Genomic DNA, 25,254 nt, shown 5'->3' with positions numbered 1-25,254 from the left:
GTAATATTACATATTAGGAGTTTCCTGTATCTTCATGATATTGATGTATTTATAATACTTATATCTTCATATTTAGAAAGGAATAAAAAATGAAAAAAATCACATCAACACTATGTATAGCTGGAATGACTTTAACTATTTTAGGAGTAGCTCCTCAAAGTAGTTATGCTCATCTCGATCAAATTGATTTAACTGAGAATGATCCTATTACCGCTCGATGGTCTGCAGAAGCACCGTATCATTCTGATAAAAGTACACATTTATGGATTGCAAAACAAGCTATTGAAATTATGAAAACAGAATCTAATGTTGAAGCAAATAAGCAGGCTGTGGACTTCTTAAATTATCCGCAATATAAAGATCTATTTTCTAAAGGATTATATGATGCAGATTATAATGCAGAATTTAACGATGGTGGAACGGGAATAGGCGGCGTTTTTAAAGGTGGATGGAAATCCCATTTTTATGATCCTGATACTAAAGAAAATTATAGAGGAGAAACAGATCCAACTGCTCTTACACAAGGCAAGAAATACTTTTATGAATCTGGAGAACATTTACGAAATAAAGACTATGAAAAAGCTTTCTATTACTTAGGGGTAGCCACGCACTACTTTACAGATGCGACACAACCTATGCATGCAGCAAATTTTACCGCAATTGATATGAGAGCTATAAAATATCATAGCTATTTTGAAAATTATGTTACAACCATTCAAGATCTATTTGCAGTTAATAATGGAGGGAATTATAACGACTCTCTATCTACACCTGAAGAATGGATTGATTATGCAGCCCGAGTAGCTAAACCTGAAATTCAAAATATTGCTAATGATAAAACATTTGCGTATTACAATAGCGGTAAGGCGCAATTGTGGCAAGAAATGGTTACCCCAGCTGTGCAGCGAAGCTTAGGAGAATCTCAGCGTAATACAGCAGGTTTCCTAAATCTTTGGTTTAAAACGTTTACTAAAAATGTACAAGCTCCAAGTTTAGAAACTGCACAAATCTATGATATAGCAGGAAATGTTATAGAAGCAGGGAAAAACTATTATATCGTACCAAGTGAATCTCCTTTTCAAGGTCTAACGTTTGAATGGTATGTAGCAAATCGTTACGATTATGTTTTACTTGCAAATAAAAAGAATGATATACAATCTGGTACACCTATAGAATTTGTATTTTACAAAGATAATGATGCAAAGCTACACCACGGTGAAAGCGTATACCTTCGCATGAAGCATTCTAATTATGATCAATATCAATATTTAAATTGGTCGAAATATTCTAGTTGGGTTCACCTTGCTGAGAAATCTGATAGTTTAGCAGACTTTAAAATTCAAATTAACCCGGATAACCCTACAGAATATAATATTTTTACAGATGGTTATCCATTAAATTATGAGAATATAAATGCAGAGAAAAGTTGGATTGTACTAGGGGGAAAAACACAAAAACCTAGCTCATGGAAGTTTGTACCTTTCAAATAACCTAAACACACTCGTTCCTAATCAGAACGAGTGTGTTTTTTGTTTTGAGGTATTTGCTTTTCTTAAGGTAAATAAGGATCAAGGTTTAAGAATTAGCTAGTAATTGTTGAAGTCTATTATACGTTGAAAAGGCGGAGTCTCTTTGAAGACTTCACCGTTGTTTATATAGGGCATGAATGGTCTCGATACCTTTTATCGTACATGAAGCATGGCGAAGATTTTGAAATCCTGCAGATTTGGCAAAACGTCTCTTGACATGCCTATGATTCTGGTCAATAAGATGGCTAAAATTTTTGATTCTACAATGGATTGTAGTTTGATAAACCGAGAGACCCTTTAGAATAGAAATCACTTTTGACACAAAACAATGATTTTATATGGTGTAGTTTGAGCTGGTATACTCATTGTCGTAAAACCATAAATAGCTATTAAATTTCGATTTACAAGATTACCTGTAAAGAATTGACCATTTGTTAATAAAATTTGAGTAGAAGGAGAAATATTTAATTTTAATTTTCCATCACTACTCTCCAACTGTTCATTAAAATAGTCTACTTTTACATTTTGATGCGGTGTATATTTTGCCATAACAATCGCTTGAAATTGTGGTGGGAAAATAAGAGGAGCAGGAGCGTTGGCATCGTAAAACCCAGTTACTTTATCTCCTACTACTACCGTTGCATAGTCGATAAAATACGTATTTGGTTTCACTACAAAATTTATTAGATTCCCATAACCATTATCTACGGACATTAATTTATTACATCCTATATCTTCGTTTGATCCTGTTACAAAATCGTTAATCATAGTTATTGTACCATCAAATGATTGAAATTTTTTCATTCAAATACCTCTTTTGTTTATATAATTAAACCTCTATCGTTACTCTATAATTTTTAAAAACATGTAAATGAAATAATCCTTCTCGTATCAATTCCAAAAATAACCCAAAACCTACCGTTCCATCTAAAACCAGCAACAGACCTTGGTCCTACAAAAATTGGGAAATACCAAAACTGTTCACCATTACTAAGCCATATATAAGTATTTCGAAATAAACATAATGAAATTGCTCCTGGATCAACAGCAAATGGTGAAGCTGTTGATTGTTGAGGAATAAATGATGGGGGGGGAGATGTTGGAGCTTGTGAACTTTGCTGTCCTGGAAAACTTGGTACACCCGGAAAACCTGGCATTCCAGGTATACCTGGAATCTGAGGACCAGGGAATTGACGATCGAAGTATTGATCATAATTTATATAAGGATAATATATTGACTCATTATACATTTAAAAACCACCTCTTTATTTTTAAAACCTTCTAAATTATTAATATGTAATGTGGTTCGTATAGGAAGCTTATTCGCTTCCTATACGAACAATATTTTAAACAAAACAAATATCAAACAGGAAAGTATACCCATACCCTTTGTTTTCCAGTATGAGGTAAAGGCTGGGGGGGAAATGGAGCGAGGGGCTAGCCTCTCCTAATGTCATAAAAAAATAAAGAGTGAGAGAAATTCGTCACACCTGAAAATGTCCTTCTTTAAACTAATTTTCTCTGATAGCTAAATAAGAAAGAAACGAAGTCACAGACAGATTTCAATTCATCATAAAAAAACGGTACGACTTTATTTCAAAACTACACTTATGACTATTTGGTTGAGTGATCGATACGTCAATATATCTTAAAAAGGAGCTCTCTTGATAAAGAGAGCTCCTTTTCTTATTTCTTCTTCTTTTCTGTCGGTTGGCTTTGTTTAGCGAAATTAGACGAATCATCGAAATTCGGTTGTTTTTTACCAGCATTATTACTTCTACCTTTTCCCATATGTAATGCACCTCCCCTCATCCTTACTATTCCCAATAAAAAAATCCTCTTGCATCCAAGGTAATTTTTTATTAGGCTCTTATTAATAATGTCCAAGTGGTGTATACTTATCTAAAAATCTAAGGATTCATATATATGGCTAAAACAAAAGAAATGGCTGAGGTTTTTAGGATAGGATTACAAATTGGTTTATTTTCAAAAAATGAGGAAATAAATTTAGCCGAAGATAATATATATGGGAATCTAGAAGATATTAGCCAAGAAATAAAAGAGTTTTTATCTATTTATAAAGATTTTAGTATGTGTTTTCATTTACCTTATGGTGTGCTAAATGATGAATAAAAACAACAGGTCTCAAAGACTCTTAGAACTTCTTGAAGCAAATAGAAAAAAGCACAAACCTACTTATGGTGCTTTATATGACGAATGCGTCTGCGTGTTAGGTGCGGAAACTAAAGAATTATCCCCTGGAAGAGGATCAGAAATATACAAATTATTAAATGACTCTTACCCTTTTGAATGGTGGGGACGAATCAATTGGAATATGGTTGTCCTTAAACATGCCATTGACTCCATGGATCAATATCTCATCTTATCCCATTGGAAAGTAAAATCTATATCCTATAGAGTACTGGGCCTGCTCCCATTCTCTATGCAAATTCAAACGATATATTACGTAATATTGACGATGTTACGGCGGTTGGTAGCGACACTTATCTTTTTTGTCCAAATAATTTTGTTATAGAATTTTACCATGAAGGTGAAATCATCATTGGTTTTGGAAAAGACCGTATTTAATAGCCAACATACAAAGAAAATTGAAGGGATTTTTTTGTTTCTAGATATATTGATGCTGATAATGAGGTTTTATGTAAACTTAATATGAATACCTTATGCAATCAAAATACCTTTCATCATCTATATTCTTGATGTGGTACAATCTGGATATAAGGTAGAGGGAGATAGACAATGGAAGAAATCATTAAAGAGATTGTTTCCACAAGCAAAGGATACAAAGTTCAAGTTATCAAACGAAATGATGGTTTTTACACTACAGAAGTTTTTGCGTGGTTTGAGGATTACGGATATGAGTATTGGGCTCCTATTAAGCAGGGGTTATCGTTAATTGATACAGAAAAACATGCCATATCCATAGCAATGGAACACTTAAAAGTGTATTCAGGTGAGAGTGATTAGTGGGGGGCAGCCGAGATTTATTTCATTTATCAAGGTTCACTTTAGTAAATGAACAGGCCAGTTAGCCCTTATAATGGACTAACTAGCCTGTTTATTATTTTTTCCTTTTCACATATGTTTCTCATGCAATTTCCGTTCAGAGAATTCGATAAATTCTGCTAGCTTTTGTTTTTCTAAAACCGATACGAAAATATAAACTAACTAAATTTTTACAAAAAGGAATGGAATGGAATTGATTCTATTTTTGGTAAATATTTCTTTAAATATTACGATACATGAAATTACTATATTAATTTTAATAAAAGTCCCTTGAAAGGAGCCACTTATTTTACAAGGTACTGTTCTACTTCTTTTATTAATAGTTCTGCACCTTCTGGACTTAATGTTATCTTACCGTTTGCTAATGATATGTTACGATTTGATACCTCTCCTGTTAATGCACAAACACCACCGGGCTGATATTTCTGTAAAACAATGTCTTCACCTTCTACAAAGATCTCTAATGGTGATTTTTCTTTAATACCTAGCGTATTTCTAAGTTCCTTTGGAATTACCACACGCCCTAAATCATCTACTTTTCTAGTCACTCCGGTTGCTTTCATCGTGGAACTGAGAAGCTCCCACTTCAAGCCTTGCTAAGTGGCGAGTAGTTCACTACTCTACTTTGTTAGTTCAAGAAGAAATTGAGAACGTTGTTTTCCCTCATAACTTTTTGTAAACATCTGCGTAAGCTACTTTTTTATTTCTTATTAAATAATTTGATAAGAACTCCATAAACTAAACTTACTTGTATCTCATAGGAGTGTATTATTCGTGAAAAAAATTTGGATATTCCTCTTTTTTCTAATCATTTCTTTTTGTTCCACACCAATAGCCATATATGCTTTTACAGATAGTCGTAAGGCGTATGAAAAAACAGGGAAGGTAATTTGGGAAGTAAATACAAAGGAAAAAATAGTTGCAATAACATTTGATGATGGGCCTCATCCTGTTTTTACCCCTCAAATACTTGATATTTTAGCTAAATACAATGCGAAAGCAACCTTTTTCGTAGCAGGTAATAAAGTTAAAAGATTTCCTGCTATTTTAAAAAGGCAAGTAAAAGAAGGACACGAAATTGCTAATCATACTTATAATCATATATATGACAGAAATATTACTACCGCTAAATTAACAGCAGAATTAGATCAAACGGATAAAATTATCAAGCAAATCACTGGCTATAAACCAACTCTCTATCGTCCAGTTGGAGGCCTTCACAATGATTTAATTATTAATACAGCTATACAGAATGGAAAACTTGTTATTCTATGGTCATGGCATCAAGATCCTCAAGATTGGAGAAATCCAGCAGCTAGCAAAATTTCTAAATATATAACAAAAGGTGTGAAGCCTGGCAATATCATTCTACTCCATGATTGGAATGGCAGCGAATTTTCTCAGACATCTCAGACAGTTGAAGCATTAGAAAGTATCATGAGATATTTATACAGAAACGATTATGAATGTGTGACAGTATCTGAAATGCTCTATCGTTCCATAAAAATAATCCCCTCCCCTTTTGATCCTTTTTATCAGTGAATCTAGACTTATTTACTATCTATTTTTTTTAACGAATTCCTCGAAAGAATTCTCCTTCCTCAAGTGCGTGAAGGGCGTAGCCCAGCGGTAGATGGGAGATGCATTTCGGTTTGGCGTAGCCAAAAGGCTTTGCTTTTTAATGACAAAATTCATCAATGCTTATAAGAGTGCAAGCTCTCGACTCATTAAAAGAGATTTTCCACAAGTAAAAAAGAAACTTTGGAAAGAGATGTTTTGGTCAAGAAGTTTTTGCTTACTAACTACTGGTGGTTCACCAATAGACGTGGTAATGAAGTATATTGAAAATCAAGGTAAAAAGTGAGGTGAAATGATATGACAAAGCATAATAAAGCATATAAATTTCGTTTGTATCCAACAGAAGAACAAGCATATCTTATGCGTAAAACCTTCGGTTGTGTACGTTTCGTGTATAACAGAATGTTAGCAGAACGGAAAGAAGCGTACGAAAAATACAAAGGTGACAAGGAACAACTAAAGAAACAAAAGCTTCCAACTCCTGCGAAATACAAAGCAGAATTTGAGTGGTTAAAAGAAGTTGATTCATTAGCTTTGGCAAATGCTCAACTAAACTTGCAAACTGCCTATAAGAATTTCTTTAGTGGTCAAAATGACTTTCCAACATACAAAAGTAAAAAAGACAGAAAGTCTTATACAACGAATGTAGTAAACGGAAATATTATGTTGCTAAATGGTCATATCAAATTACCAAAACTGAAAATGGTACGTATCAAACAGCATAGAGAAATACCACAAGACTATATGATCAAGTCATGTACGATCTCCATGACACCTACCGGTAAATACTATGTGTCCATCTTGACTGAATACGAAAAAGAGATTGTACAAAAAGAAGTAGAAACAGTTGTTGGATTAGACTTTGCGATGGATGGATTATATGTTAGTTCTAAGGGTGAGAAAGCCAATTATCCTAAGTTCTATCGTAACATGTTAGACCGATTAGCAAAGGCACAACGAGTATTAGCAAGACGCAATAAAGGTTCTGAGCGTTGGAATAAACAACGTATTCGTGTAGCTAAGTTACATGAGAAAGTAGCTAACCAACGTAAGAATTTCCTTCATCATGAGTCTAAACAGTTGGCTACTAATTTTGATGTTGTAGCTATTGAAGACCTAAACATGAAAGGAATGTCGCAAGCACTTCATTTTGGAAAAAGTGTCGCTGATAATGGGTGGGGAATCTTCACTTCTTTTTTAGCTTATAAACTATACGAACAAGGAAAACAACTTATGAAAATAGACAAATGGTTTCCTTCCACAAAAACATGTAGCAGTTGTGGAAATGTAAAAAATATGTCATTGTCTGAACGAGTATATTCTTGTATATGCGGTGTAAATCTCGATAGAGATTATAACGCAGCTATCAATATCAAAAATGAAGCAATACGTCTATTAGCGTTAGCATAAATAGCAATAAAATAACCTTTGGAACAAGGGAGTTAGCTCGGCTGTCTTAAGACGAATTCGTTAGCTATCAAAAGTAACGACTAACCGAGAAGCCCCCACTTCAAACGGTCCGTTAGGAAGTTAAGTGGCGGGTAGTTCACGGTCTATCTTACTTACGGAAATTTATGAAGGTTGTCTCGAGGATAATTGTAGCTTTGAAATAAAGTTTGATTAAAAATACCTCACAAACCCATATTTTACGATAAAGAAAAAGAATCCATTTTGAAAAAAGGTGATATGCTCCACTTTTGAGATTGACTATTTATCTTTCATAAAAAAAGTTTGATCATTTTTGTGATCTTTCCTCCATTAAAGCGCCCGATTGCGGAAGATCAAGAAAATGATTATGATTGCTGATTATAGCTTGTTGAACTAACGCACCCGTTACTTTAAGTGAATTGATTCACAATCTTACTGGGAATTTACCTAAAAAAGCTGAATTAACTTAATAAAAAAAGGACTCCCTTTTTGGGAATCCAATTCATTCAGTGTCACTTTGGTTAAAGCCTAATCTTCTCGGTTCGCAACACTGTCATTAGCCTCATCGGCACCTTCGCCGACTTTGTTACCCATCGCTCCTCCTGCAACAGCTCCTGCAACGGTACCAAGTGGACCAAGAACAGAACCCAAAGCAGCTCCAGCGACAGCACCGACACCAGTTCCTACCGCTTCGCCAGCATCATTATCGACACGGTTACGTTCGTTTTTATCAGCCATTCATCTCACTCCTTATTTAGAATAGGCAAGTGCTTTCCAGCACAATACCTTACATATTTTGCCCTATAAGGACAGATTTATGTGAGGTTTAAATCTGTCCTTAAAACTTTGTAATTTTCACTATCCTTCACGTTGTACAATAAGAAAAGCTGCCATAATGACAGCTAGATCTTAAACTATTGCAACCTTTAGTTCAAGTAGTACTAGTACAACTTTTATTTATTCATCTACTCCTGCATCTATTTTGCAACTTCCGGATATAAATGATCTGGCCAATATGATATGCGTTATGAGTTGACACATTTCCAAGTATTGCCCACCATTTCACGTGTCCAGGATAACCATTAACCTCTCTCTCAACTTTTTCTTCAGATAATAACTCTTGCCAACGTAAAAGCACCTCTAATAGTTGTTTTTTTAAGGCAGCAAAAGTATGATTTTCAGGAATAATAAAGCTGTTATTATTATTCCCTATTGAAGGCACAGCATCAACGTGAGATTTTTGGTACCTTGTTTGCCATGTTTGATTCCAATATAGTAGATGCTGCACAATTTCAGCAATACTATTACTTTCTTCGTTTGGCGTCCAAAATGCATGTTCCTCAGACAATCTTTCTACTGAATCTGAAAATGGTAGGTACCAACTTGGATCATTAGCATTTGCCAACAACTGATCCGATAAAACATCTTTTGCATGAGCCATAACCAACACTCCTAATTGTATCTTTATAATAAAGTTTGATCAAAAATACCTCGCAAACCCATATTTTACGTTAAATTAATAGAACCCGTTTTGAAAAAAGATTGATCAAAACGGATTCATTCTATCCTCCTTACAGCCATTTCCGAACGAGAAAGCCCATCGCCTTTAGGCATGGGATGATAGTGAAGTTGGATACGGAGTACCATTAAAAATCGAAAGGTTTTTGGTACTTTAAATATCCAAAGTGTTGGTATCTTTTATTTTTCATCCTTTTTGTTGCAGTTAAATAAATAAACTGATACAGTATAACCATGATAAATGATTATAGAAGAACTAAAACAACCGTATCATTCATTAACTATCATTTTGTGTTTTGTCCACGATACAGAAGAAAGATTTTTCTAAACACAAAAGTAGAAGAACGTTTCAAAATGTTGGTTCGAGAAATATGTAACGGACTGGATATTGTTATTATCGCAATGGAATGTGATACAGACCACGTTCACTTGTTTTTAAATACAATGCCAACACTTAGTCCCGCCGATACAATGGCAAAAATTAAAGGGGTGACATCAAAGCGTTTGAGGGAAGAATTTCCTCACCTTATGCACTTGCCAAGTCTATGGACACGTTCCTATTTTGTTTCTACTGCTGGAAATGTATCAAGTGAGACAATAAAACATTATGTTGAAAATCAAAAAACACGGGGGTGAAACTTATGTCGCAAACCATAACAGTTCAAGTTAAATTGCTTCCAACAAAAGAACAAATCTGTTTATTGGAACAAAGTAGCCACGAATATATCAGAGTCATTAATGAACTTGTATCTGAAATGGTTGAGTTAAAGAAAAGCACTAAGAAAAGTACAAAAGATGTTCTCGCTAACCTACCAAGTGCGGTTAAGAATCAAGCGATTAAAGATGCGAAAAGTGTGTTTTCTACAAAGGTGAAAAAAAGTAAATACAAAATCATTCCGATTTTAAAGAAACCCATTTGCGTATGGAATAACCAAAATTATTCATTTAACTTCACACACATCTCGATTCCATTTATGGTGAATGGAAAATCAACTCGTTTGAAAATACGTGCTTTATTAGTAGATAAGAATAATCGTAACTATAATTTGTTAAAACACAAGTTAGGTACACTCCGCATCACAAAAAAATCTCACAAATGGATTGCTCAAATATCTATTACAATTCCTACAACCGAAAAGACAGGAACAAAGATAATGGGTGTCGATTTAGGGCTAAAAGTTCCCGCTGTTGCAGTAACAGACGGTGACAAGGTTCGTTTCTTCGGAAACGGAAGACGAAATAAATATATGAAACGTAAGTTTCGTAGTGTCCGCAAGCAGTTAGGAGAAGGTAAGCAATTGAATGCTATTCGCCAAAATAATGATAAAGAACAAAGATGGATGAAAAACGAAGATCACAAAGTAAGTCGTAAAATTATTGATTTTGCAATATATAATAATATTTCTGTCATTCGATTAGAACAACTAACGAATATTAGACAGACGGCAAGAACAAGCCGTAAAAACGAAAAAAATCTACATACTTGGTCATTTTATCGTTTAGCACAATTTATCGAGTACAAAGCGACATTAGTTGGTATTAAGATCGAATATGTGAACCCTGCTTATACAAGTCAAACCTGTCCAAAATGTTCTGAAAAGAACAAGGCACAAGACAGAAAATACAATTGTATATGTGGGTTTGAGAAACATCGTGATATCGTTGGGGCGATGAATATTCGCTACGCAACTGTGATTGATGGTAACATTCAATCAGCCTAAGCACCTATATGGTCTGGTTTAGGAGGGGCAATGAGATGCCCTCATCTTGAAGGCTGTTCAAAACAGAAATGGACTGCGAACGCTTAGTCATTCAAGAATCCCACCAGTTAATCCGTAAGGATTAGGGCTTGCGACTTCAGTCGTGGGAGTCTCAATAACTACATGACCGTGACTAATATTGATCCATTGAATTGTTCTATGTTATGTACAGATGCTTTTTATAACAGGATTACTCTTAAATTTATGGATGTTGTTGATGCAAAAATAAAAATAGAGGGTCTACCATACTTGGGAAGATCCTCTTCTTATTTCACATATGCAGAGTCCTAATCTTTATCAAATGTCTCTTGTTATTATATATTCTTTAATAAGAATTCTGTAATCTCTTCATTTAGTTCATGATGAAAATATTCTCGATTAAAGCCAGGTGGATCTTGTGATGGAAGAAAAGATGCATTCATCATTTCTTTTGGAAATGGGCTAAGAAAAGAAAAATGGCCTGCATTCTCAACTATTCTATGTTGGATTTTAGTATTGTCAGTTATCCCGTTAAATATAATTTCTGCATGAAAATAAGGTGTAAATTGATCTTTCTCCCCAACAAGCATTAAAATGGGGATGTTTATGCCTTCCAAAGCCCCTTTTGTTTTAAACCAAACTGAAGCTGGCGCTAAAAGAACTAACGATTTTATTCTGTAATCAGGTGTAACATTGATAAGATGAGATTTCTCATCAGAAGACTCATAAGGGAAAGAGGATGGTATTCCTCCTGATGCCGCCAATGCTGTGTACCCTCCCATAGAATGTCCGATAACTGAAACAGAATCAGGTTTTAAAAACTTTGTAAAATCTTCACTATTAAAGAACCAATCAATCGCCATAGAAATATGTTTTGGCCTAATAGTTAGATTATCGATTGTACCTTCCAATGTATTGTCGTTTCGATTATTGTATGGATGCTCAAGCATTCCCACAACAAATCCGTTACGAGCCAAGTGACGAGCAATCGTTCGATAAACTAATGGTGAACCACCAGTACCATGAGATATTAAGACCAATCGAAACACACCTTCTTGGGGTACAGCATTACTCGAAACATTCAAATGATAAGGTCCAATTTTTTCTAACTTTTCAGGAGTAATTGTTGGATACATAACAAACATAGGAAATGTTATATCTAATTGTTCATCAAAAAGCTCCACTCTTCTATAACCTGCGAACATTACATCATTCCTTCCTATTTCTTTATTCATTAAATTCCTCTCCTATTAAACTTAAATTTTTTATCCTTATAACCTTATTTGATAATACAGTAGCAATTAGTTAACTTACAATTCCAAGTTGAACTATCTACTTTTAACTCCAGAATATGGCCCGTTTGCCTAGCAAAAAAACAGCAATCATTAAACAATCCAATATATTGTTATACCACTAGTCTTAGGGTTCCTTTTATAGAGAGAACCAGTATGGTAGAATTAATGTAGATGATTTTTTTATTTGCTTCTCTAAAACGTTCTGTCTCCCAATGGTACGTTTTTATTTCTCAACAAAATTAACTGAATATTCAACCTTCTTTACTATCATTCTCAATGAAGCTCTGATAAAATATGAATTACATAACGAAATATCCCTTATTTGACACCTGTGCCTCCCCGTACAGGTTTTTTTATTCTATTTTGAGTTAGATGCTCTTCTTCATATGCTGGTAATAATAACATCCAACAAACAGCTTTTCCCACTGTTTCACAAGTCTAGAACTTCCTACAAAATAAATTTCAATGTCGTCACTTAAGAGTCGTTGCATTATTGTATTCCATTTAAAAAATCTATCTGCCTGGGAAAATTTCTCTAACTGGACTTCCTGATCTGTGAATCCTTTTCTCTTAGGATAGGGTACGATTACTAATGCTTGTTCGTCCTTTTTAATATCTTCCTTACAGTAGACGCATTTCGGAACTATCAATGCCACATTAATCCCCTCTTTCATCAATATAACGATTATATTTAAAAATCTCTTGTAGTCGATCTTGACCTTTAGTGAATTCCTTAATGGGGTACCGCCAGCATTTTGGAAAAAACCCACGCTAAGCAAAAAATACAATAAGCTGCCCATATGGACAGCTCATTTACATAATTATCGAAAGCGGAAGTTAAAAGTTTTTAGTTTCTTGCTCAATTAAAGCACCCGTTAGTTAAACAACAGAAGGTTTCTTAATCAAGAACCGCTCCAATCGTATTACGGTATTAAATTACCTATCATAAGGTTCGAGCTTCAAAATAAATTCTTCAACATCCTTGCCTCTTGCGTTGGAAAAACCCTTATCTTCAGAGATGATTTTAAACCTGCATTTTTCCAATACCCTAATGGAGGCGAGGTTATCTTTAGCGGCACGAGCATAGAGCGGGCGTACCTTAATATACTCCAGAAACTCTGACAACGCTTTAGTTGCAATACCATGACCCCAATATTCCTTCCCAATCCAGTAGCTTACTTCGGGTTCGCCGAACTGTTCAAAGTTCGAGACGTGTCCAGTGACAATGCCATTGAATAATATAGTCTTAATTGTGATAGTCTCGTCAGCGATAATTTTTTTCCAATGGTCAAAAAATGCGTCCTTATCAGTGGGGTCTTTAGCTGTAAAGGCAGCCATATAGTTCGCCGTTGAATCTAGTTGTTGTTCGAAAAAGATAGGAAGATCTTCCTCTGTGATATCTCGTAGCTTCACTTCGCTTTTGCTAATGGATTCCATATAATTCACAAGCTCCTTAACATATTTTTGAATATAAATTCTTCCAAGTTTAGAGAAATTCCTTCTTCAACTAACCTGCCACTTTAGTTGAAGAAGGAACAGTGTATATCCTATACACGTTAGGTTAACATAAAGCATCATTATCAGCAGTAACCAAATCCTAGAAAGCCATTCATACCAATAGTTTGTCAGCCTTCCGTTCCTTCCGCTGTATGCAAGATTTCATACAGCCCTGTCACAACAGCATTTGGCAGTTCAAACCGTTCTCGTAGCCTGCATGAAATCCTGTATATCCTTAGCGTATAAAATCCACGTTTTGTTGGCGAGACCTCAAAAAGAAGCGCGAAACGCACTTCTTTTCTTTGTAATCACTACACATCACATTATTAATATGATTACGGACAAGCCTTCTTGTTACTAAATAATGTTTCTTCAATTTTTGTTATCTAACCCACTCATTTTTCATTACTTTAAAATACAGCTTTTCAAATCCCCTAAAATACTTACTGTAAACGTCTAACGTTTCAATATATGTATTAATAACCTCGCCTAAATCAAAATGAACACCATCTTTAGCTAAGTCATAGCTATCATCCAGACTATATAAATCAAAATATTTAGCTTCCCAATACAATCCCCTGTTAACTAAAAGTCTAGTGGTACATTTAATTGATTCTTCAATCGTCAGTTCTTGTTTTTTTAGTTTTTTATGAATGACGGAAAGAGTTAATTTAACAGTGTATTCTTCATCAACTGTGCTACTAAACTCAAATAACTTCCCTTCAATATCATCTATCTTTGCTTTAGACATTAAGGATATCTCAATTATTTCATATGGCGGACTGTCACTTGCTTCAATCAATTTATCACACCATTGAATTACTTCGGCTTTACTCCACAACCCACAGCAAATCCCTAAGCCATAAATACGAGTTAATTTTCGAATTAAATCCAAAGTTTCTCACCTACAATTTTTCATATACATTTTTGTTTAATTTTAATAGATTATTATTCATTCATCAATTTATATATAATAAAGAACAAAGCACCCATTATAGGCGCTTAACTTTTCTATCGTAAAACAAAGTCAACGTCATCATCTTCATTAATACTTTAAAGTTCATCATACTCATTTCAGTAAAATAGTTTCAAAGTCCTTCATTGTAATATAATGGTACCTTAAATGCATTTTTACTTTATTTGGATATGTACTATTACATGAAATTATGTATTATTTCGTCTAAAAAAATCTTTTCATGTCGATTCATGTAGATTAAACTTTAAATATGATGGTTTTATATTTTTGATTCCCCCTCCTCATAGGAGAAATAAAGGGTTGTTGTCATTTTCATAATAGTAAGTGCTTATAAAATATCCAATCATTTCGATATGTAATATTTCATAAAACATTGTAGGTTTATTTTTAAAAATATTCAGGGGAAATAGACGAAATTCAACAGAATAATTTATCAGACGGGGAGAAAATGATTGTATGTATCCAAAATTTATTGATAAAATGGCGTTTTCGAAAGCGCATAAGGAGTTATTAATTAAACTGTATAATAAAGAAATTACAAGAAGCGAGTATAATCAATTGGTAGATGCTTTTTATCGTCCACAACAAAAATAAATATGAAGTACGTGTTTATTGTTTTATGTCTTTTATAATAACAAAGTTCGTTTATATCATTTTTGGGCAAGCTTTTTTGCTAGGCTGATGGGCATATGGCGGTATTCCTTCTTCAATATGTTATCTCAAACTTTTTGACACATTGTTTTTCATAGAAATCACACCATATCAAAAGGTGTACCCTTTGATACGAAAATAATTTACATGAAATTATTGTAATTTTATTTAAATTATTTAAAATATAACATTTACATATTAATGATAATCAATTAATTTTAAAGGATTCACAATGGTGATATTCAGTCTTTGTACAATTGGATTATGAAGTAATGTAGTGAAAATAATGAATGGCACAGCAAAAATATATAACTATGTATTATTTATATTTATCTTACCAGCAATAATTTATTCTTTATAAGCTTCTTATCAACAAGGAAAAAACACTAGCTTAATGACAGTGTTTTTTCCTTTATAATCTATCGGGCAATATATTTTATTTAACCCAAAAAGAGGATATTATGATTAAAAAAAATAGAATAGGTACAATTATATCGATTTTAATACCGGTTTTATTGATTTTGTCCATTGTTAATGTTGCATACAAATTTATTTTAACTGAATTTTTTGGAGTCTCTATATTTTTACCTGTATTTCTTTGTCCAATTGGATTTTTCCTAGCTATTTTTTCCTATCAAGTAGATAAAAATATTAGAGCGAAAATCGGGATAATATTAAATGTGGTAGTATTTTTGATTCCTTTTATTTGGGTGATCGGAAGAATTATGTAGTTGAAATGTAATCCGGACATATCTCCTATATCACTAAATCTATGAAGAAATAAAAAAGGAAGAGAATTTTTATAATTCTCTTCCTTTTTTATTTACGAGAAATTTCGTTTTCAATTGTTGTTTAGTATTTCGAAAAATGCTGTAGAATTTTTCTCTTTCATTATAACAGTATAAAAGTTGGTTTTAAGATGCAATATTGCATATAGAAATGTATTGATATCAATATAAACGCTTACCATTATGAAAGCATAAAGCTGCATCACATCTTAACACATAAGTAGAGGAGGAAATAATATGGAAATGGAAATCGCAATGGTAATTTTAAAATTTGTAACAGAACCTTTAAAAGCAGGAATGTAAGTTCATTATTACACAATTATTAGGAATAACTTTTCATACAAATGATCCGTATATCAAAGATGAATTGCTGTGCAGATCATTTGTGTGAGCAAACTTTAAACAAGAAAAAGAATTTCAGAATCTTAAGGAATTCTTTTTTTATGCGTAATTATAAATTTAATATTTTTTACAAATGATCTTAATTTTATTAACTAAACAAAAAAAACATACTACGTATGCCTTATTGTTTAGTTCAATATTGTTTGAACAGTAAGTAACCTTTCTCTTAACTATTTTAAAAAAAATAGCATGACTTAATCATTTTCATTAAGAGGTACAGCCACATATCAATCAACTTAAGATATATCTTTATATAAAGGTAACGTTTTTTAAGTAGTTTTTCATTACCTTTTACGGATATTTTAAATTAAATTCCACAGATGTAGATAATGTTATTTTTTCTAAAAAATGTTATCATTCTATTTGTCATAAAAAACTCACATTTAATGTGATAAAAAATTGAGGGGTTGGACTAACATGATCAGTGACTTAAAAAAAGAAGCCTTATCTTCAATAAGGGGCAATTGGGGATTAGGAGTAGGAGTAACGCTTCTTTATTATGGAATTCCTGCAATTGGTATGTTTATAATTGGATGTTTAATATTTATGCTGTTTAGCTTAATTATTGGAATGATAGATCCCGATAGTTTTGTAGAGTACTCGGTAACAGGAGAAGCAATAGCTGACTCATCAGCCGTCTTTTTTCTAGGACTTGCTACTGTAATTATGTGGGCTATTATATTTATTATTTATATTGCTACACAAAGCATTATGGGTTACGGCTATAATAATTTCACTTTGCGTTTAGCAAAAAAAGAATCTACTACAATTAGTGATTTATTTGAAGGATTTAAGAAAAATAATTTATTTAGATCTTTGAAGTTAGGTATCTTGCAGACTATACTTATCCTTTTGTGGAGTTTATTATTAATTGTTCCAGGTATTATAAAATTTTTCTCTTATTCTATGGCGTACTATATTTTAATAGAAAATCCAGAATATACAGCAAGTGAAGCGATTAAAAAAAGTAAAGAAATGATGCAAGGACATAAATTAGATTTATTCATAACATGGTTGAGTTTTATCGGATGGTTTATTTTAGGTTCTTTGGTAGGAATATTTACACTAAATATCCCATACCTTTGGATTAATCCATATTACACTACAACAATATCGCACTTCTACTTAAATTTATCTAAAAGGGAAAATAATATGGAAGAACTAAGAGTTAACTAGAAGCATCTGTTAGTTTGAATTAATTTAGAATTAATAATAGCTTACATATCTTCTCTAATGGAGTAGCACCACATATCCATCAACTTAAGCATTTTGGTTATTCTTAAAGTTAAAGGCAAGTTAATGTTCTCTTATATTAATAAGAATATTAACTTGCTTTTTAGATTTCAGTATAAATTATTTATGGTTTTATTGTATTGTTAGCTTTATAATATCCAAATTTATCACCTAGTTTTATAATTCAAGCACCTATTAATAGGAAAAAAGAATATTTTATACATTGGTTTTCTTCTAGAAATCCATTTAGACTAGTCATGATGAATAATCCTTTTAGTATTTTGTAATTAATTTACAGAATAAATAAAACATGAATTTTGCCCATGTTTTAAACCATATGTATGTTGGAGGAAGCTAATTTGATTTTTTCAAAACTCATTGATCGATACGCCTTGTATGATTTGCATAAAAAAAGAAGTGCAGAGTTTCAGTATGCTTCTCTTTCTAACACCTCACTAAGTGTAAAGGACATAGATTCCTTTTATAAAGTAACACCATATGACATTCATTTTGACATGAAGCATTCACAACAGGAAAAGGAATACTTAGTTGGACACTTCAAATATAAAAGTTCAGTTCAATCTGGTGATTCACGCAACGACTCTGTAACTGGAGAAGTATACTTACATAAAAATGAAGATACACCTCATGTCATCTTTGTTCATGGTTGGCGAATGGATTCTAACGAACGTGTAAAAAAAATATTTCACGACCATATGAACAGCTTGAGCTGGAATATGTATTATTTCACTCTACCCTATCATTTTGAAAGAGAACCTGAACAATCCCTTTTCAGTGGAGAATACATGGTAAGTGCCCATATTGAACGAACTGTACAAGCAACTAGACAAGCGGTAGCTGATTTACGAACTTTGATCAAATGGATTAAAGCAAATAAAAAAGGTCCCCTGATTCTAATAGGAATCAGTTTAGGTGGGTTTATTACTAACCTAACAGCTCTTGTTGAACCAGAGATTGATGTATTAGCATCCATTTTCTACGCGAATCGACTTTCTTATTCTATTTGGAAGACAAATCCAGGTAAATTTATTAAAGAAGACTTGGAACACCATGGTGTAACTTATGATGATTTAATAGATTATTGGAAAATCACTGAACCGAGTCAAGCATTACCAAAAGTAAAAAAAGAAAATATTTTATTAATTTCAGGTAAGCACGATCTATACGTACATTCTGAGGACACGGACTACTTGTGGAAATCCTGGGAAAGACCTACGCGATATATTTATACATGCGGACATGCTGGGATTGTTCTTAAACGTAAAAAAATTGCGACTGATACTATCAATTTTATTCAGAATCGATTGAACTACTCCCACTTACCTGCAAATTCACCCTAAAGTGGGAGATGAATAAGTACAGATTTTATCGGACTCTCTTTCATTATACTATCCCCATAATTCCTACGTTTAAGAGACGATTAGCTTCGACTCTTAGGTTTAGTTCAGTGTTAATATCTTTGTCTTGATATTTACTCCAAGAAGGAAAATCCCACACCAAATGATGTTATTTAAGGCATTCATGTTAAGTATTTTCGGCCTTCAAAATATTGTGTAGTTTTTCAGCAAACTCTTGATGAAGCTCTGAATTGTAGGCCCCATGATGCCCAGGAAACTCCACAAACTTTGTTCCCAATAGTTCTGTTAGTACGGCCGAACACCGGTAAGCAAAAAATTCTCGTGAGGCACTTCCGCCAGCTGGAAGCACTTGCATAGGTGAAGATTTTAATCTAGCCTTCAATGCATCAATGGCTAGCGAATAGTTTATTATCCCCGGAATTTCATGCTCAACAAAGTACGTTGAATTACTTAAAAGACGCTCTGTTTTCCCATTCTTCGAGTGGCCACAATTGTTAGTATCCACTTCTGAAATTGATAGTAACTTTATAACCTCATTTCGATGATTCTCCTTAAGATATTCCAAGAATTGTTTTGCCTGTACAAGCTCATTGTCATATAAAAACTGCAATAAAACCGGTTCGTGTGGGATAATCATCCGAATCTGTTCTGGATGTCGTATGCATAAATCAAGTCCGATGACAGCACCAGAGCTACTTCCAAATACGTACGCTGGTTCATCGGTCAGTTTAGCTAGTAGGCGGTGAGCATCATCACTGTGTGTCTCTACTTGATAATCCTCAGTTCGATTAGCGAGATTGCTACGAGAATGGCCACGTCGATCGTAAGTAACAACAGTATACCGGTCAGCAAGATGATTGGCGACATTATGAAACTTATCAGCATCACCACCTCCACCATGGATTAAAAGAAGGAGTGGACCTGCACCTCGTACCTCATAATAGATGTTTGCTCCAGGTACTTGCAATGTTCCATTTTTTACTACGCTCATTTGTAGATCTTCCTTTCTTCTGTCATCTCCCTTAACCTTACACGATTGGCGAATGGTATAAAATATAAGGATTAACTATGAAACAAACTCGCCATATGAAAAGGCGTTACTCATCATTTCACCAGTGGCTCCTTTTTATTGACATAAATTATTGTAGTTTAAAGATTAACCCTCCTTATGCAATATTACATATAAAAATCTTTATTGGGTCTGTTATAATTTTAAGAGTAAATTATTCATCCATTAATTTACTCTATCCATATCTATAGTTATGGAAACCCTAATTACATATAAAAAAAGAGAAGGACATTGGTGAGTTCTTCTCTTTTTTTATTTACTAAAGATTACTATTCAAAGTGCTTATTGCAATTGCTTTAAGCTGAATTTTAAATTATAAATTCTGATTTTCATACTTCTTCACGAGTCGATAAAAAGAAAAGAGTATCTGCTCCTTCAAAAATAAGTTATAAAAGAGTTTTGTTTTCCTGTAACACATTATTTATCCTACTATTCGCAATCAGTACGCTCCCGTACTGATTAAAGTTTCACTTTATAACCTGTTGGCAATATTTACACGTACCACGCCTCCGATAATAGTAAGCAATCGTAGCACCAAACAGAGCCACTCCCCAAATTGGCCATAATAACTCTGGACCTTCCAATGCCCATCCCCTATGATCTAGACCCCCTTTATTAATAAACCCCCGGATGTACATCAAACCTGCTGAAGTAACCATAATGGAAACCAGTGAAGCAGGAATAATTGCTAATGACAGAGGTACACGCCTACCAGCAATAAATGGAAACCAACGCGGGAAAATTTCTCCCCAGGGCTGAATAAGTCCCAGCGTAAGAATTGCCCCTCCGAGCGCTACGGTAGCTAAAGATGCGCCCATTAACCAAATTCCGGGTGAATCACGTTCAAAGGAATCAAGTAATTCTTTGGTAGTTCCCAGTGGAATGCCTAGCGCCCAACACCATCTTGTTATGGAATAACAGATAGGAATTATTATGGCAATGTAAGTGCACCATTTCCCCCAAGATGCTGCCGAGGATTGTGATGTCCATTTAGAGGGATTACTATTTCGGCCACAATACGGACAAGCATTTCGTGTTTGACGTTGATAGACTAAAGCAGTCGCACTCCATAGAAATGCTCCTAGCATACTAATATATTGATTTATAATCGTCCAATACATCATCTGTTCAAAAAATTTCACTCCATGCGGAAAATCAAATGGCGCTCCAATCAAAAAGATAAATCCATATGCTGCAGACGCTAAAACACGGTAGTCAATAACTGCAAATAATAGAATCGTTACTAACATATACACAAATATGAGTAATACTATTCGTAACAGGCCCTTGCCCCAGCCACGAATCATCATGACAGCTACAATGATCCCAATTAATCCAAAGCCAACCATTATAGGTGCACCAGTCTCAGGCCTCAAACCAGCTAGCATTGAGTATTCAGATTGTGGATCCCCTATTCCAAATGGAAACCCCTTTCCTCCCAACGCCCAATACTGACCTAATATCAAATACATCAACGACCAAACAACCGCCGTATAACCAATCCATTTGGGCCATAATGATAACCATCTAAAAATATGAATTCCGTTTTCGCTTTTCTTCTCAGTATTTGACATCGCGAAAGAACAACTCCTTTTTTTAGAAAGTGATAATGCTAGAACCTTTTACAATATTTACACTGCCCTCGCCTCCTTTGACAGTAAGAAATAGTCGCTAGCCCTAATGCTATTCCCCATGGAAGCCAAAATAGTGAAGGCCCTAATTCTCCCCAATTTCCAGTATTGATGGAACCGTCCAATATTTTTGAAATGATAATCGGACTTATTTTTAATCCTGCAAGAATAAGGAGAACAGATGCACATGTTGCTGGTATCACCGCGAACCAAATAGGAACACGTTTTCCACCCAAATAATAGAACCAATGAGGAAATTTCTCTCCCCATTTTTGGATAAGTCCCAATGTCAAAATGGCACCGCATATAGGTAATCCACCAAGAACAGCCTCTGTCATACGTTCTGAAAGTGACTGGCTACTAATTGACATTGCTGCCGTATTACTCATTCCCAATGGAATCCCTGCAGCCCACGCTAAACGGACAATCGCATAAGGAAGTGCCATAACGATAGCAATATAGGTCGCATATTTCCCAAATCTATTTCCGGAAATTGATATATCTTGAGTCTCTTTTTGTCGCCCACAATTCACACATGCTCCCCGGCTCCGCCGCTGATAAGCCAATGCTGTCGCTCCCCATAAAAATCCTCCTACCATACATAGAAGTTGATTTATTACAGGCCAATCGATTAGTTGAAAATGTAGCATGAATGAATAAGCGAAATTCTGTAATACCCGGACATCGGGAATCACAAACACTAGTGTGATACACATTATCCATGCGAAAATGAGCAGGATTGCACGTGGAATTATTTCTCCCCACATTCGGATTGTAGCCAATGCAATGATTGATCCAAGCCACCCGATGCAAGCGATTGTTACTCCTCCCACATCTGATTGTATATTTGCTAAAAATGATCCCATCATAAACCCTCTGGGATCATTTTCACCAAAAGGGAATCCTACGCCTCCTAAAGCCCAATAAGCTCCCATAAACCCGTAAGATATGGACCAAACTGCAGTTATATAGGTAATCCACCGATACCAATTTGATAGTAAAAAATTCCGCTTTTCCACCCTGTCTTTCAATGTACCTTGTGAATCGTGATCTTTCGGCCGTCGTATATGATTTAACTTAAAAACCATATTCTTCAACTCCCCAGTGTATATTGATGAATAAGTTCATATTATGATAAGAAAGCTAATTTGAAACGAATCCACAGAACTGTTTATAAACAGTTCTGTGGATTCGTTTAGTGTAGAAATTCCATAATCATATTTGTAAGGTAACAACCTGGAAATATTGAAAAATAAAAATACCAATTCCGCATAATGGAATTGGCACAAAAAATCTTCTAATCTATATTAATAATTTTTTTCTGATTCGGACGCATAAACCCTTGTTCCCAAGCAAAAACAGCAGCTTTCGTCCGATCAAGCATATGCAGCTTACTTAGAATGTTACTAACATGACCTTTAACTGTCTTTTCACTAATGAAAAGCCCTTCAGCAATTTCAGCATTCGTAAGCCCTCTAGCAATCAACCTTAATACTTCTAATTCTCGTTCACTTAGCTCAGAAAATGGATTAGGAGATGCCTGTTTCGTAGCACGAATCTCATTAACCACCCGTGCAGCAACCCGTGGATGCATAATTGATTCACCTTGTACGCCTCTCCTTACAGTTTCAACCAATTGATTAGGCTCAATGTCTTTAAGTACATATGATATTGCACCAGCACGTAATGCTGGAAAAATATATTCATCCTCATGATACGAAGTCAACACAATCACTTGAGAACGAGGACTAACTTGCTTAACTCTTCGAATCGCCTCTACACCATTAATACCTGGCATCACTAAATCCATTAGTACGATATCTGGCACAAGTTCAGTAGCTAGAGCCGTAGCCTTTTCGCCATCTTCTGCTTCTCCAACTACATGAAAATCAGGTTGAATTGTGAATAGAGCATTCAATCCTTGTCTTACAATGGCATGATCATCAACAATTAAAATCGAAATCAGATCTTCCTTCCCCATTATCTATCACCTCTTCTGAATTGCAATTGACATTCGGCTTGTTACCTTCTTGAATGTCTGGTTGCTTACACTGAACAGTAATTTTCACACCTTTCTCCATCTCACTTTGGATATCAATATAGCCCTTTAACATATGAATCCGTTCACGCATAGAAGACAGACCTACTCCTTGCCGATCTATCCTTTGAATATCAAACCCGCAACCATTATCATAAATAGAAAGAGTTACAACTTCTTCACACTCTAGATAAATCATCACCATATTTGCCTGACTGTGGCGTGCAACATTATTCAGTGCCTCCTGTGTGATGCGAAAGAATGTCTCTTCAATAATGGGTGATACTTGTCGCTGTCCATTTATCTCCAAATTAACTATGATACTAGTTTGTTCTTGCCACCTCGCCGTATAATCCTTTAATGCATATGCTAAATCCTTCCCCTCAAGTGCAACAGGACGTAATTCCTGAATCAATGCACTTAACTCGCGCCGGGTTTGATGTAACACATTCTCTGCTTTTAACAAATGCTCTTTAGCGTTGTCTTCGTCTTTTCCGATAAGGGATTTGCTAGTGTTCAGCCAGATTGATGTAGCAAATAGTTGCTGCTTAATACTATCATGTAGCTCACGAGCTAATCGATTGCGTTCCTCTAGTGTTGCTAAATCTTGACGGACTTTAAACAAAGTACGTAGTTGTTTCGCCATCTGATTCAGCTTACGTGCCAACTGCCCCAATTCATCCTTTGAAGGATCTTGTACAAATGTTGTGAAGTCTCCATGACTCCATTTATCTGTAGAATTTAATATTTTTCGGATACGACGAACGAGACTTCGAGACGTAATAATTCCAAAAGTAATACCAACAATTGCTGCACCAATAAAGAAAGCCAACATACTAAATCCAAAAAATTGAAAAGTAGCCTCCCAAAAATCAATGAGAGAAAAATGTATGTTTTCTGCTTTAACCACTAATACCCCACGAACATCCTTCTCATTTGCTAATGGAGCAACAATATATAAAATCTCATCCTTATAGTAACTATATGTTTTAAATTTACACGCTTCAGATGGTTTCAGTGACAACGCTGTATATATATGCCGAGAAACTTTCGAAGGAAATTCTGATTTAAAATCAATAAACTGGGGAACATCCTCTCCAGCACTTGCAAGTAAATTCCGATTAGAATCAATGACCGCAGAAAATCCATCAAATTTAGTTCCTACTTCAATGGGCCAATCATCTAATGCTTTCTTCAGTTGATTTTGATTAATAAATGGTCCGTTAAAGTTAGAAGATATATTTTGCGCTTGTATACTTATCTGTTGTTCAAACATTCGGTCCGCATTATATTTCACTAAACTAAGTGATATAAGAAATCCCATCACTTCAAGTATCAATAGTACACCAATGGTTGTTAAAACATAAAATAAAGTCAATTTCCACTGCAAACGGTGGAAATGTCGGACAAAACGAGATAGAGATGTCATGTTCTTTCCTTCCTAATTGAAAATGTAATGACCATCGTGTCGTTCAA

At 34.4% G+C, this 25,254-nt stretch carries 25 protein-coding genes and 4 pseudogenes; 14 read left to right on the top strand and 15 right to left on the bottom strand.

Annotated features, from left to right (window positions below):
* Positions 1-89 precede the first annotated feature (89 nt).
* Entirely contained in the window at positions 90-1,490 is a 1,401-nt protein-coding gene (locus MHI07_RS26745) for a zinc dependent phospholipase C family protein (RefSeq protein WP_002162074.1), read from the top strand.
* Between the two features lie 85 nt (positions 1,491-1,575).
* Here MHI07_RS26745 and MHI07_RS26740 read toward each other — a convergent pair.
* The 3 genes and pseudogenes from MHI07_RS26740 to MHI07_RS26730 form a co-directional block, all read right to left on the bottom strand.
* Positions 1,576-1,815, bottom strand: a pseudogene (locus MHI07_RS26740) (DDE-type integrase/transposase/recombinase); the annotation flags it as partial.
* Positions 1,816-1,838: 23 nt separating this feature from the next.
* A complete protein-coding gene (locus tag MHI07_RS26735) occupies positions 1,839-2,333 on the bottom strand; it encodes a hypothetical protein (RefSeq protein WP_002162075.1) in 495 nt (164 codons plus the stop codon).
* 53 nt (positions 2,334-2,386) lie between these two features.
* On the bottom strand, positions 2,387-2,779 hold the full coding sequence (locus MHI07_RS26730; protein WP_002162076.1) for a hypothetical protein: 393 nt from the start codon (positions 2,777-2,779) through the stop codon (positions 2,387-2,389).
* A gap of 676 nt (positions 2,780-3,455) precedes the next feature.
* On the opposite strand from MHI07_RS26730, the gene MHI07_RS26725 reads away from it, so the two are divergent.
* The 4 genes and pseudogenes from MHI07_RS26725 to MHI07_RS26720 all read left to right on the top strand — a co-directional run bounded on the left by MHI07_RS26725 (position 3,456) and on the right by MHI07_RS26720 (position 4,517).
* Positions 3,456-3,662, top strand: a complete 207-nt coding sequence (locus MHI07_RS26725) for a hypothetical protein (protein ID WP_340827148.1) — start codon at positions 3,456-3,458, stop codon at positions 3,660-3,662.
* A pseudogene (locus MHI07_RS29455) lies at positions 3,652-3,849 on the top strand (hypothetical protein); the annotation flags it as partial. The gene MHI07_RS26725 and the pseudogene MHI07_RS29455, both read left to right, overlap by 11 nt.
* 116 nt (positions 3,850-3,965) lie before the next feature.
* The gene (locus MHI07_RS29450; RefSeq protein ID WP_435868787.1) at positions 3,966-4,118 is read left to right on the top strand and encodes a CDI toxin immunity protein; all 153 of its coding nucleotides are present in this window, start codon (positions 3,966-3,968) and stop codon (positions 4,116-4,118) included.
* Between the two features lie 171 nt (positions 4,119-4,289).
* Positions 4,290-4,517: a hypothetical protein gene (locus MHI07_RS26720; RefSeq protein WP_070139016.1), complete on the top strand. Its 228-nt coding sequence runs from the start codon at positions 4,290-4,292 to the stop codon at positions 4,515-4,517.
* Between the two features lie 323 nt (positions 4,518-4,840).
* On the opposite strand, the gene MHI07_RS26715 is transcribed toward MHI07_RS26720, so the two are convergent.
* Complete coding sequence (locus tag MHI07_RS26715) at positions 4,841-5,119, bottom strand: AbrB/MazE/SpoVT family DNA-binding domain-containing protein (protein WP_000648339.1); 279 nt, start codon at positions 5,117-5,119, stop codon at positions 4,841-4,843.
* A 211-nt stretch (positions 5,120-5,330) separates the two neighbouring features.
* Between MHI07_RS26715 and MHI07_RS26710 the strand changes: the two genes are divergently transcribed.
* The 3 genes and pseudogenes from MHI07_RS26710 (at position 5,331) to MHI07_RS26700 (ending at position 7,544) form a co-directional block, all read left to right on the top strand.
* Complete coding sequence (locus tag MHI07_RS26710; protein ID WP_340826996.1) at positions 5,331-6,098, top strand: polysaccharide deacetylase family protein; 768 nt, start codon at positions 5,331-5,333, stop codon at positions 6,096-6,098.
* Positions 6,099-6,237: 139 nt separating this feature from the next.
* Positions 6,238-6,420, top strand: a pseudogene (gene tnpA / locus MHI07_RS26705) (IS200/IS605 family transposase); the annotation flags it as partial.
* A gap of 11 nt (positions 6,421-6,431) precedes the next feature.
* Positions 6,432-7,544 (top strand): RNA-guided endonuclease TnpB family protein, encoded by a 1,113-nt coding sequence (locus MHI07_RS26700; protein ID WP_340826995.1) that lies wholly within the window; start codon positions 6,432-6,434, stop codon positions 7,542-7,544.
* A gap of 546 nt (positions 7,545-8,090) precedes the next feature.
* On the opposite strand, the gene MHI07_RS26695 is transcribed toward MHI07_RS26700, so the two are convergent.
* On the bottom strand, positions 8,091-8,300 hold the full coding sequence (locus MHI07_RS26695) for a glycine zipper domain-containing protein (protein WP_000764044.1): 210 nt from the start codon (positions 8,298-8,300) through the stop codon (positions 8,091-8,093).
* 223 nt (positions 8,301-8,523) lie between these two features.
* Positions 8,524-9,003: a DinB family protein gene (locus MHI07_RS26690; protein ID WP_215598474.1), complete on the bottom strand. Its 480-nt coding sequence runs from the start codon at positions 9,001-9,003 to the stop codon at positions 8,524-8,526.
* 311 nt (positions 9,004-9,314) lie between these two features.
* Between MHI07_RS26690 and tnpA (MHI07_RS26685) the strand changes: the two genes are divergently transcribed.
* From tnpA (MHI07_RS26685) to MHI07_RS26675, 3 genes and pseudogenes are all read left to right on the top strand, one after another.
* The gene (gene tnpA, locus MHI07_RS26685) at positions 9,315-9,716 is read left to right on the top strand and encodes an IS200/IS605 family transposase (protein ID WP_340826994.1); all 402 of its coding nucleotides are present in this window, start codon (positions 9,315-9,317) and stop codon (positions 9,714-9,716) included.
* Between the two features lie 5 nt (positions 9,717-9,721).
* Entirely contained in the window at positions 9,722-10,801 is a 1,080-nt protein-coding gene (locus MHI07_RS26680) for an RNA-guided endonuclease InsQ/TnpB family protein (RefSeq protein WP_340826993.1), read from the top strand.
* Between the two features lie 150 nt (positions 10,802-10,951).
* Positions 10,952-11,131: pseudogene (locus MHI07_RS26675) on the top strand (hypothetical protein); the annotation flags it as partial.
* A 23-nt stretch (positions 11,132-11,154) separates the two neighbouring features.
* Here MHI07_RS26675 and MHI07_RS26670 read toward each other — a convergent pair.
* The 4 genes from MHI07_RS26670 to MHI07_RS26655 all read right to left on the bottom strand — a co-directional run bounded on the left by MHI07_RS26670 (position 11,155) and on the right by MHI07_RS26655 (position 14,506).
* The gene (locus MHI07_RS26670) at positions 11,155-12,054 is read right to left on the bottom strand and encodes an alpha/beta hydrolase family protein (RefSeq protein ID WP_340826992.1); all 900 of its coding nucleotides are present in this window, start codon (positions 12,052-12,054) and stop codon (positions 11,155-11,157) included.
* Positions 12,055-12,482: 428 nt separating this feature from the next.
* Positions 12,483-12,914, bottom strand: coding sequence for a hypothetical protein (locus MHI07_RS29445; RefSeq protein ID WP_445661762.1), 432 nt, complete (start codon positions 12,912-12,914; stop codon positions 12,483-12,485).
* Positions 12,915-13,050: 136 nt separating this feature from the next.
* A complete protein-coding gene (locus MHI07_RS26660; RefSeq protein ID WP_154709164.1) occupies positions 13,051-13,551 on the bottom strand; it encodes a GNAT family N-acetyltransferase in 501 nt (166 codons plus the stop codon).
* 442 nt (positions 13,552-13,993) lie between these two features.
* Entirely contained in the window at positions 13,994-14,506 is a 513-nt protein-coding gene (locus MHI07_RS26655; protein WP_340826991.1) for a protein kinase, read from the bottom strand.
* Between the two features lie 1,193 nt (positions 14,507-15,699).
* Here MHI07_RS26655 and MHI07_RS26650 point away from each other — a divergent pair.
* The 3 genes from MHI07_RS26650 (at position 15,700) to MHI07_RS26640 (ending at position 19,022) form a co-directional block, all read left to right on the top strand.
* The gene (locus MHI07_RS26650; RefSeq protein ID WP_215582673.1) at positions 15,700-15,969 is read left to right on the top strand and encodes a hypothetical protein; all 270 of its coding nucleotides are present in this window, start codon (positions 15,700-15,702) and stop codon (positions 15,967-15,969) included.
* 876 nt (positions 15,970-16,845) lie between these two features.
* Positions 16,846-17,604, top strand: coding sequence for a DUF975 family protein (locus tag MHI07_RS26645; protein WP_070142950.1), 759 nt, complete (start codon positions 16,846-16,848; stop codon positions 17,602-17,604).
* Positions 17,605-18,005: 401 nt separating this feature from the next.
* The gene (locus MHI07_RS26640; RefSeq protein ID WP_340826989.1) at positions 18,006-19,022 is read left to right on the top strand and encodes an alpha/beta hydrolase; all 1,017 of its coding nucleotides are present in this window, start codon (positions 18,006-18,008) and stop codon (positions 19,020-19,022) included.
* A 184-nt stretch (positions 19,023-19,206) separates the two neighbouring features.
* Here the strand turns inward: MHI07_RS26640 and MHI07_RS26635 are convergent, their stop codons facing one another.
* The 5 genes from MHI07_RS26635 to MHI07_RS26615 all read right to left on the bottom strand — a co-directional run bounded on the left by MHI07_RS26635 (position 19,207) and on the right by MHI07_RS26615 (position 25,207).
* The gene (locus tag MHI07_RS26635) at positions 19,207-20,031 is read right to left on the bottom strand and encodes an alpha/beta fold hydrolase (RefSeq protein WP_340826988.1); all 825 of its coding nucleotides are present in this window, start codon (positions 20,029-20,031) and stop codon (positions 19,207-19,209) included.
* A 545-nt stretch (positions 20,032-20,576) separates the two neighbouring features.
* A complete protein-coding gene (locus tag MHI07_RS26630) occupies positions 20,577-21,683 on the bottom strand; it encodes a hypothetical protein (RefSeq protein WP_340826987.1) in 1,107 nt (368 codons plus the stop codon).
* A 38-nt stretch (positions 21,684-21,721) separates the two neighbouring features.
* Positions 21,722-22,828, bottom strand: coding sequence for a hypothetical protein (locus tag MHI07_RS26625; protein WP_215582668.1), 1,107 nt, complete (start codon positions 22,826-22,828; stop codon positions 21,722-21,724).
* A 209-nt stretch (positions 22,829-23,037) separates the two neighbouring features.
* Complete coding sequence (locus MHI07_RS26620; protein ID WP_215582667.1) at positions 23,038-23,721, bottom strand: response regulator; 684 nt, start codon at positions 23,719-23,721, stop codon at positions 23,038-23,040.
* The gene (locus MHI07_RS26615) at positions 23,684-25,207 is read right to left on the bottom strand and encodes a sensor histidine kinase (RefSeq protein WP_340826986.1); all 1,524 of its coding nucleotides are present in this window, start codon (positions 25,205-25,207) and stop codon (positions 23,684-23,686) included. Before MHI07_RS26615 ends, MHI07_RS26620 begins: the two co-directional genes overlap by 38 nt.
* Between the last annotated feature and the right edge of the window lie 47 nt (positions 25,208-25,254).

Source organism: Bacillus sp. FSL H8-0545 (assembly GCF_038006105.1).
GTDB classification, from domain to species: domain Bacteria; phylum Bacillota; class Bacilli; order Bacillales; family Bacillaceae_G; genus Bacillus_A; species Bacillus_A cereus_U.
This window is presented reverse-complemented; position numbering and strand designations above follow the sequence as displayed.

Bases quoted from the DNA above. Each gene is read 5' to 3' on its own strand.
- MHI07_RS26745 (WP_002162074.1), top strand. From the start codon at position 90: ATGAAAAAAATCACATCAACACTATGTATAGCTGGAATGACTTTAACT.
- MHI07_RS26735 (WP_002162075.1), bottom strand. From the start codon at position 2,333: ATGAAAAAATTTCAATCATTTGATGGTACAATAACTATGATTAACGAT.
- MHI07_RS26730 (WP_002162076.1), bottom strand. From the start codon at position 2,779: ATGTATAATGAGTCAATATATTATCCTTATATAAATTATGATCAATAC.
- MHI07_RS26725 (WP_340827148.1), top strand. From the start codon at position 3,456: ATGGCTAAAACAAAAGAAATGGCTGAGGTTTTTAGGATAGGATTACAA.
- MHI07_RS26720 (WP_070139016.1), top strand. From the start codon at position 4,290: ATGGAAGAAATCATTAAAGAGATTGTTTCCACAAGCAAAGGATACAAA.
- MHI07_RS26715 (WP_000648339.1), bottom strand. From the start codon at position 5,119: ATGAAAGCAACCGGAGTGACTAGAAAAGTAGATGATTTAGGGCGTGTG.
- MHI07_RS26700 (WP_340826995.1), top strand. From the start codon at position 6,432: ATGACAAAGCATAATAAAGCATATAAATTTCGTTTGTATCCAACAGAA.
- MHI07_RS26695 (WP_000764044.1), bottom strand. From the start codon at position 8,300: ATGGCTGATAAAAACGAACGTAACCGTGTCGATAATGATGCTGGCGAA.
- MHI07_RS26690 (WP_215598474.1), bottom strand. From the start codon at position 9,003: ATGGCTCATGCAAAAGATGTTTTATCGGATCAGTTGTTGGCAAATGCT.
- tnpA (WP_340826994.1), top strand. From the start codon at position 9,315: ATGATAAATGATTATAGAAGAACTAAAACAACCGTATCATTCATTAAC.
- MHI07_RS26680 (WP_340826993.1), top strand. From the start codon at position 9,722: ATGTCGCAAACCATAACAGTTCAAGTTAAATTGCTTCCAACAAAAGAA.
- MHI07_RS26670 (WP_340826992.1), bottom strand. From the start codon at position 12,054: ATGAATAAAGAAATAGGAAGGAATGATGTAATGTTCGCAGGTTATAGA.
- MHI07_RS29445 (WP_445661762.1), bottom strand. From the start codon at position 12,914: ATGGGCAGCTTATTGTATTTTTTGCTTAGCGTGGGTTTTTTCCAAAAT.
- MHI07_RS26660 (WP_154709164.1), bottom strand. From the start codon at position 13,551: ATGGAATCCATTAGCAAAAGCGAAGTGAAGCTACGAGATATCACAGAG.
- MHI07_RS26650 (WP_215582673.1), top strand. From the start codon at position 15,700: ATGATTAAAAAAAATAGAATAGGTACAATTATATCGATTTTAATACCG.
- MHI07_RS26645 (WP_070142950.1), top strand. From the start codon at position 16,846: ATGATCAGTGACTTAAAAAAAGAAGCCTTATCTTCAATAAGGGGCAAT.
- MHI07_RS26635 (WP_340826988.1), bottom strand. From the start codon at position 20,031: ATGAGCGTAGTAAAAAATGGAACATTGCAAGTACCTGGAGCAAACATC.
- MHI07_RS26630 (WP_340826987.1), bottom strand. From the start codon at position 21,683: ATGTCAAATACTGAGAAGAAAAGCGAAAACGGAATTCATATTTTTAGA.
- MHI07_RS26625 (WP_215582668.1), bottom strand. From the start codon at position 22,828: ATGGTTTTTAAGTTAAATCATATACGACGGCCGAAAGATCACGATTCA.
- MHI07_RS26620 (WP_215582667.1), bottom strand. From the start codon at position 23,721: ATGGGGAAGGAAGATCTGATTTCGATTTTAATTGTTGATGATCATGCC.
- MHI07_RS26615 (WP_340826986.1), bottom strand. From the start codon at position 25,207: ATGACATCTCTATCTCGTTTTGTCCGACATTTCCACCGTTTGCAGTGG.